This is a genomic window from Enterobacter cloacae complex sp. P18RS (genome assembly GCF_014982105.1).
Classification (GTDB): Bacteria; Pseudomonadota; Gammaproteobacteria; order Enterobacterales; family Enterobacteriaceae; genus Enterobacter; species Enterobacter hormaechei_C.
Map to the genome: position 1 here is coordinate 1 of NZ_JADCKV010000004.1, position 6,226 is coordinate 6,226.

General features: G+C 50.0%; 9 protein-coding genes. 1 reads left to right on the forward strand and 8 read right to left on the reverse strand.

Going from position 1 to position 6,226, the window contains the following annotated elements; all coding sequences use genetic code 11:
* Both INF61_RS02345 and INF61_RS02350 read right to left on the reverse strand, forming a co-directional pair.
* Positions 1-501, reverse strand: a 501-nt coding sequence (locus INF61_RS02345) for a relaxase/mobilization nuclease domain-containing protein (RefSeq protein WP_193547494.1), incomplete at its 3' end; no start/stop codon positions are given.
* Positions 491-814: a MobC family plasmid mobilization relaxosome protein gene (locus INF61_RS02350; RefSeq protein WP_001445156.1), complete on the reverse strand. Its 324-nt coding sequence runs from the start codon at positions 812-814 to the stop codon at positions 491-493. The genes INF61_RS02350 and INF61_RS02345, both read right to left, overlap by 11 nt.
* 643 nt (positions 815-1,457) lie before the next feature.
* Here INF61_RS02350 and INF61_RS22795 point away from each other — a divergent pair.
* The gene (locus INF61_RS22795) at positions 1,458-1,568 is read left to right on the forward strand and encodes a hypothetical protein (RefSeq protein ID WP_048246078.1); all 111 of its coding nucleotides are present in this window, start codon (positions 1,458-1,460) and stop codon (positions 1,566-1,568) included.
* 254 nt (positions 1,569-1,822) lie between these two features.
* On the opposite strand, the gene INF61_RS02360 is transcribed toward INF61_RS22795, so the two are convergent.
* From INF61_RS02360 to INF61_RS02385, 6 genes are all read right to left on the reverse strand, one after another.
* Positions 1,823-2,284: a hypothetical protein gene (locus INF61_RS02360; RefSeq protein WP_065707752.1), complete on the reverse strand. Its 462-nt coding sequence runs from the start codon at positions 2,282-2,284 to the stop codon at positions 1,823-1,825.
* Between the two features lie 82 nt (positions 2,285-2,366).
* Entirely contained in the window at positions 2,367-2,957 is a 591-nt protein-coding gene (locus INF61_RS02365; protein WP_023343079.1) for a tetratricopeptide repeat protein, read from the reverse strand.
* A gap of 4 nt (positions 2,958-2,961) precedes the next feature.
* Positions 2,962-3,498, reverse strand: a complete 537-nt coding sequence (locus tag INF61_RS02370; RefSeq protein WP_072159713.1) for a hypothetical protein — start codon at positions 3,496-3,498, stop codon at positions 2,962-2,964.
* A gap of 662 nt (positions 3,499-4,160) precedes the next feature.
* Complete coding sequence (gene lpxO / locus INF61_RS02375; RefSeq protein ID WP_023343074.1) at positions 4,161-5,075, reverse strand: lipid A hydroxylase LpxO; 915 nt, start codon at positions 5,073-5,075, stop codon at positions 4,161-4,163.
* Positions 5,076-5,345: 270 nt separating this feature from the next.
* On the reverse strand, positions 5,346-5,561 hold the full coding sequence (locus INF61_RS02380; protein WP_023343075.1) for an MbeD family mobilization/exclusion protein: 216 nt from the start codon (positions 5,559-5,561) through the stop codon (positions 5,346-5,348).
* A gap of 3 nt (positions 5,562-5,564) precedes the next feature.
* Positions 5,565-6,050, reverse strand: a complete 486-nt coding sequence (locus INF61_RS02385; protein WP_023343076.1) for an MbeB family mobilization protein — start codon at positions 6,048-6,050, stop codon at positions 5,565-5,567.
* Positions 6,051-6,226: the final 176 nt, after the last annotated feature.

A 6,226-nucleotide genomic window follows, 5' to 3' on the forward strand; every position in this document is an offset into this window, starting at 1 on the left:
CTTCGTTTCCGGCAGCGCGGACGGCGTGACCAGCGCCCGCCGGTTTTCAGGCGCGTTCGGGTCATGCAGCCCCAGCCTGCCGTTCACGATGGTCTGCCAGGCATCAATGCGCGGACGGTCGGCGCGGTCGTAATACGGCTGGAGACGCTTGCCAGTCAGCAGCTCCGTGTTCGGGATCAGGAAGTTCAGCTCCAGCCGCCCCTTATCCTGGTGCTCAACCCACAGCACGCTGTACTGGTCTTTGTCGAGTCCGGGCATCAGAACCCGTTCAAAGCTCGCCATCAGCTTTTCGCGCTGCCCGGGCGGTAAATCCTTTTCGGCAAAGGACAGGACGCCGGATGTGTACTTTTTTGCGTAGGGTGAGGCGTCGATAAGCTCCCTGACTTCTTCCGGCTTCCCCTGCAGAACGGTGGCGCCCTCGCGCTGTCGGTCTTTCCCCAGCAGATAATCCACCGGACCGGCGCCACCGCCGCGCCCTCGCGGGTGAAACTTAACGATCATCGTCTGCACCCTTTTCCAGCACGGCATGCCGCAGCCGCTCGAGTCCGGCATCTATGGCCATCAGCGCGGCGACGACCTGCACGCGGTCGTGCCCGCTGCCACCACCGGCGTTAACCTGCCGGGCAATCTGGTTAAGGTTGTTCCCCATGCCGGCAAGCTGACGAAGCAGCGCCGGCGAGATCGAGGGAAGCTTGCCGGCGCGGGCGGGTTTCTCGTCCAGGCACGTCTGGCGCATCCAGGCTGCAAGCTGTTTACCGTCGCAGCGCTCCAGCAGACGCCGGTGCTCATCCTCGGTCACCCACATCGTGAGCATTTTGCTGCGTTTGTCTGCCAATCCGGCCTCCTGATAACGCCGGGACGGGCGGGAAATCTTTTCCCGGTCGGCGCGGTGTTGGACAAGCCGCAGGCGCGTCAGTGGTTTTAGCGGGTTTCGGGGCGCAGCCCTGAACCAGTCACGTAGCGCTAGCGGAGTGTATACTGGCTTAATATGGTAAATCGAAGTGGGAGTTCAGGGAAGTGCTTCATGTGGCAGGTAAAAAATGCGGCTGTGGGGCGTAAGTGCGAAATGCTGGGGACGATGAAATGACGCCTCCTCGCTCACTCGGTCGCTACGCTCCTGCCGTGAGACTGCGGCGGGCGTTACCGGCTCACGAATGGCGGGATAAAGAGATGGCGCTCAAATCAGGAAGGGCTGGGAAAAGGATGCGGCGTTGCCGTTTTTCCATAGGCTCCGCCCCCCTGACAAGCATCACGAAATATGACGCTCAAATCAGTGGCGGCGAAACCCGACAGGACTATAAAGATCCCAGGCGTTTCCCCCTGGTAGCTCCCTCGTGCGCTCTCCTGTTCCTGCCTTTCGGTTTACCGGTGTCATTCCGCTGTTATGTGGCCGCGTTTGTCTCATTCCACGCCTGACACTCAGTTCCGGGTAGGCAGTTCGCTCCAAGCTGGACTGTATGCACGACCCCCCCGTTCAGTCCGACTACCACGCCCATTCCGGTAACTATCAACTTGAGTCCAACCCGGAAAGACACGACAAAATCGCCATTGGCGGTAGCCACTGGTAAGCAGGATGTGCGAGAGATGTATCGAGAGTTCTTGAAGTGGTGGCCGGACTACGGCTACACTGGAAGGACAGATTTGGTGACACGTCTCGCACAAGACTGTTACCACGGTTCAGAAGTTCCCCAACTTACTGAACCTTCGAAAAACCACCTCCCCAGGTGGTTTTTTCGTTTTCAGAGCAAGAGATTACGCGCAGAGCAAAACGATCTCAAGAAGATCATTTTACAAATTGGATAATATCCCTCCGCCCCTAACACTAATATAAAATTATCGGGCTTGCATGCCCCTCACCATTTTCCCCATATCCACCACCAAACAATAGTTCGTCGAGTTCTTTGCTAGCTTGATCAATACACGCAGCCACATGAATAGCAGAAGGGTACTCATCATACTGAAAATTATCGCTTTTTTCAGGAGGGAGTCGATCATAATACGGATGACAATCCACATAATAATGACGTATTAGCATCCCAGTTTTATCTTCGTACTCTGATGGCTGCAACGTACTCCCTGGGAAAGCTTTTGCAACATGTATAGCAGCTTGAAAGGTATCAAAATATCGCCCAAACATTGGCGTTTCAAAGCTAGGCGACTCTGTCGAAAAATCCCCCATAACTTGCGCCAAATAACCATTATCTATCTGCCATTGAACATCTGATCCCATAGCCCACTCTCCCAGAGTTACTCCTAATAAATAACCATAATATGTATTTACCATAACGCTTCATGTTATGAATCAGCAGCAGCCAGCTCCGCAAGCCTCTTACACGTAGGCGTAAAAAAACCCGCACAGGGCGGGTTTAGGGATAGTGCATGGTTCTGGCACGATAAAACCAATCCTGCGCAGCAACATCATCTTGCTCGACCCCCCATCCATTTTTATACATCTCACCAAGAGATGCCTGAGCTCCTGCATGATCTTGCTCAGCGGCCAGAATAAACCAATGGAAAGCCTGCCTATCACTTTGCTCAACGCCCATACCGAGATGGTACATCCAGCCAAGTTTAAATTGGGCACTACTGTGGTCTTGCTTCGCAGCACAGAGAAACCATTCGACTGCTAACGCATCATTTCTTAAATCAGAGAAAGCATACAGCCTTCCAAGCTGAAACTGAGCCTCTGCATGACCTTGCTCAGCAGCTTTCTGATACCATTCCGAAGCTTTTTGAGCATCTTTATATCCACCTAACCCCAGATGATATGCCCAACCAAGACTAAACTGGGCATCATCATGGCCTTGCTCAGCTGCAAGCTGAAACCAGTATATAGCCTGCTTATAATCCTGATGCACACCAAGACCGCATGAGAATATCTTACCCAGATGAAATCTAGCCTGGCTATCTCCAGCAGTAGCTAGTGCTAACCAGCGCTCAACAGAGAGTGACGGCATAAGGTCATCCCTTAATTGTGATCTGAATATCATCCTCATTCACACCAAAATATAAAGCCAACCCTGCTTTAGCCTCTTTTAGATTTATCGGCCTAACTCTGTTGCTATCCTCCTCATACTCATCATATTCATCCCCGCCTTTTATCGTATTCAAGACTAAGGAATCCTCTTTAGGTAGGGGTTGGAAATCCACTTTGGAGATATCAATTCCCATGTCTTCAAGTTTTCTATAGGAGACTGGATTACGATTGCCGTCCCACTGCCCAGGGATATCAATTTCAGCATAGGAATCAATATTTATGATCCAGCGCTTAGGGTTTTCAGGGGCTCGACTTACTCCGGATATTTTCCCGATCATAAATGCATGATGATGCTTAGCCTCCTGACTACCCCAGTCTTTTTTCGAATTTTGGACGCAAACCAGGTACGGAAGCTTAGCTACGTGAGTAGCATCAAGTCTCCAAGCCTGGCTTCCTCCACTATTTAAAATCTCAGTAATACCCCTGGCCGTAAGAACAGTAATGCAGTCAGTATCAAGCATAGATATCTCCATTTTTGTTTTAAAAAAGGCAAGTCACCGCGTAATGACAATCTTTTTAGCATCAAAAACGGAAGAGCTCAACATAAAACCACAAGATATATACAAATAACTACCCGAAGTACTACGACGATTACTCCTAGGGCTGCAAAAAAACCAGTAAAACACTACTCGACTTCGGCCGGAGGGCTTTTTCTCTCTGGACTCAGTCTGAGTGACAACATGATGTGTGAAGTAAGAACCCGCCACACCGCCGCATTTAACATAAGAGTTCTTGGCCGCACCCCCTGAGAGCCCCTCAGCGCGTTTCTGCGGCCTGAGGGCCGTTTCCGGCACCTTTCCCCGGCCCAAACCCTGAAAAACGCCCCTGATAATTTCTGCGCGGCTGCATGGCTATGCACAAGAGTGAATGGCGGCCGGTTTCGTGAAGGAAATACCGTGAAAGCTCCGAAAGAAACGCTTAATTGCACAGCAGCACATGAACGTGATCAGATGAAATCTGTCTACTGCCGCACTTCTTCACGAAAGGCCCGCTGAGCGTCAGATTCGGGCCTTTCTTACTAAAAAGATTTCAATAGAATTTTTTAGCAGGCGATTTTTATCTATAACCATACATTGAGCATAGAAGACCCAAATTTATGTATGACTCAATAGAAAAAAACAAATCACAGCCATCTAAACACTGAGACAGCAAGCCAAACAAAAATCAAAGAAATAACTCCATTTTTAATCAAATAATATAGTTTTCGATTCCTTTTTTTTAGCTTCTGACCTGCATCACGAATAGCATTAACATATTTAAATAAATGATTTATAGCACCAGTCCTGTCATTATTATCGTTGGGTGATGCTGCCGCTGACATTAGCACCCCACCTATCCACCTATTTATTTTTTGTGACCACCGCCACTTCATCGGCCTTTCTATATCACAGAACAAAATAATACGTGTCTGCTCGGTATCATTCTGAGCCCAGTGAACAAAAGTTTCGTCAAAAATTATCACTTCACCATCATGCCAACTGCGGCGTACACCATCAACTTCAATAAAACACCGTTCATCATTTGGTGTTGATAATCCTAAATGATAACGAACTGAACCGGCATAAGGGTCACGATGCTTTCCTAAATGGCTTCCTGAAGGCAATTCAGCAAACATCGCTGCTTTAATACAGGGAATAGAGCTAACCAGTTGGGTTGTTACTGGGCAAAGCCGCTCCGCTGATGGATGAGCATCTCCATACCACTTGAGGTAAAAGCGCTTCCAACCGCGCTTAAAAAATGTATTAAATCCTGCATCATTATTTTTTTCAGATGATTTAATGTGCCCTTGCAAATTAACAGCTTCGTCTCTTATAACCTGCCAGTTATCAATTAATGGTTGAAGTTCAGGAAATGTTTCTGGGGGAAACCATGCCTGCTTTGACGGCAGCTTCGAAAAGCCTGTCATAAACATATTTATCGGAGCCATAAATGTTGAATGATCAAATAACTGCCTGGAAAACTTTTGTTTTATTTTACCGCGAGAATGCGCATACAATACACTGATAAGAAAAACAAAAATAATAATAAGTGACAGCATGTGTATATTCCTTGTTCACGCCAATAATAAAAATCTCTTAAAGATAACATAATGAATGCACTTAAATTATAATCTAAATGCTATTTATCAATAGTATAATCGAAGCTTCACCAGAACATATCTACTACACAGGCAGAGAGGATTTCAGCAGGAATTATGCTGAAATGAATCAAAGGGACGGACCGTGATATACCCGCTGTCGCTGTGATCGTTCGAGCTCCAGCGCTTTCTGATGCCGCGCCTCCCGCACCTGCTGCAGCTCGACGGCATTCAGCCGCTCGACAACCGGCGCAGCTGATCGCTCAAACTCTGCACCTGCCTGCTCAAGCCCGTGACGCGCTCGCTCAGCGCCGCGTTCTCCCGTTGCATAAGACCAGACATCGTCCGCCATTCCGCGAAGGCGCTCTCCCACTCGTCCAGCCTTTTCGAGTAGTCCTGCTGTAGCTGCTCTAATGCGCTCAGCAACTGTTTTTCCAGCTCTGTCATGTGCTATTTCCCCGCCAGTATCATCCAGCTCGAATCCTCTCCGAACCGTCCCGCTTCCGGGTTCACCCTCACGCAGCGGCGTCTCTGCTCGCCGCAGGTCGAGAGCTGCACGCCGCTGTTCCGCTCGGACAGCATCGCCTGCGTGCTCTTCTGCTCCCGGATGCTCACGTAATTGTCGAGTATCTGCTGACTCTGCCACCACAGAATGGCCGCGTTCGAGGCGATCAGCAGCACGGAGACCAGGACGATGGTCAGCCACGTCTGGCTGACCATGCGCAGCATCCCTTTCGTACGCTGGCTCATGGCTGAGGACAGCTTCCGGTCGTGGTCGAGGATGGCGGCGCTGATTCTCTTCTCGCTTTCGCTCAGTTCCGCTCTGACAGACTTCTCGTGCTCGCTGAATGCGGCTTTCAGCATCTCGCCGGTACTCTGCTGCTGCGCTTTCGATTTCTGCTCTAAGTCCTTCGCCAGCGTTAAAAGACTGTTCATAGATGGCTCCCTTCAGTCGGATGTTTCGCCCCCCGTCCGGGTCGGCAATGCTGATGCTGCTTTTTGTGGTGCGTACCACCTCAAAACCTGCGCTTTCCAGCGCCTCAGTGACGTCCTGGCGGGTTTTCAGCTCCCCGGACGAGGCCAAGGCCAGTAAACCCCGTGTAATTGCCTGC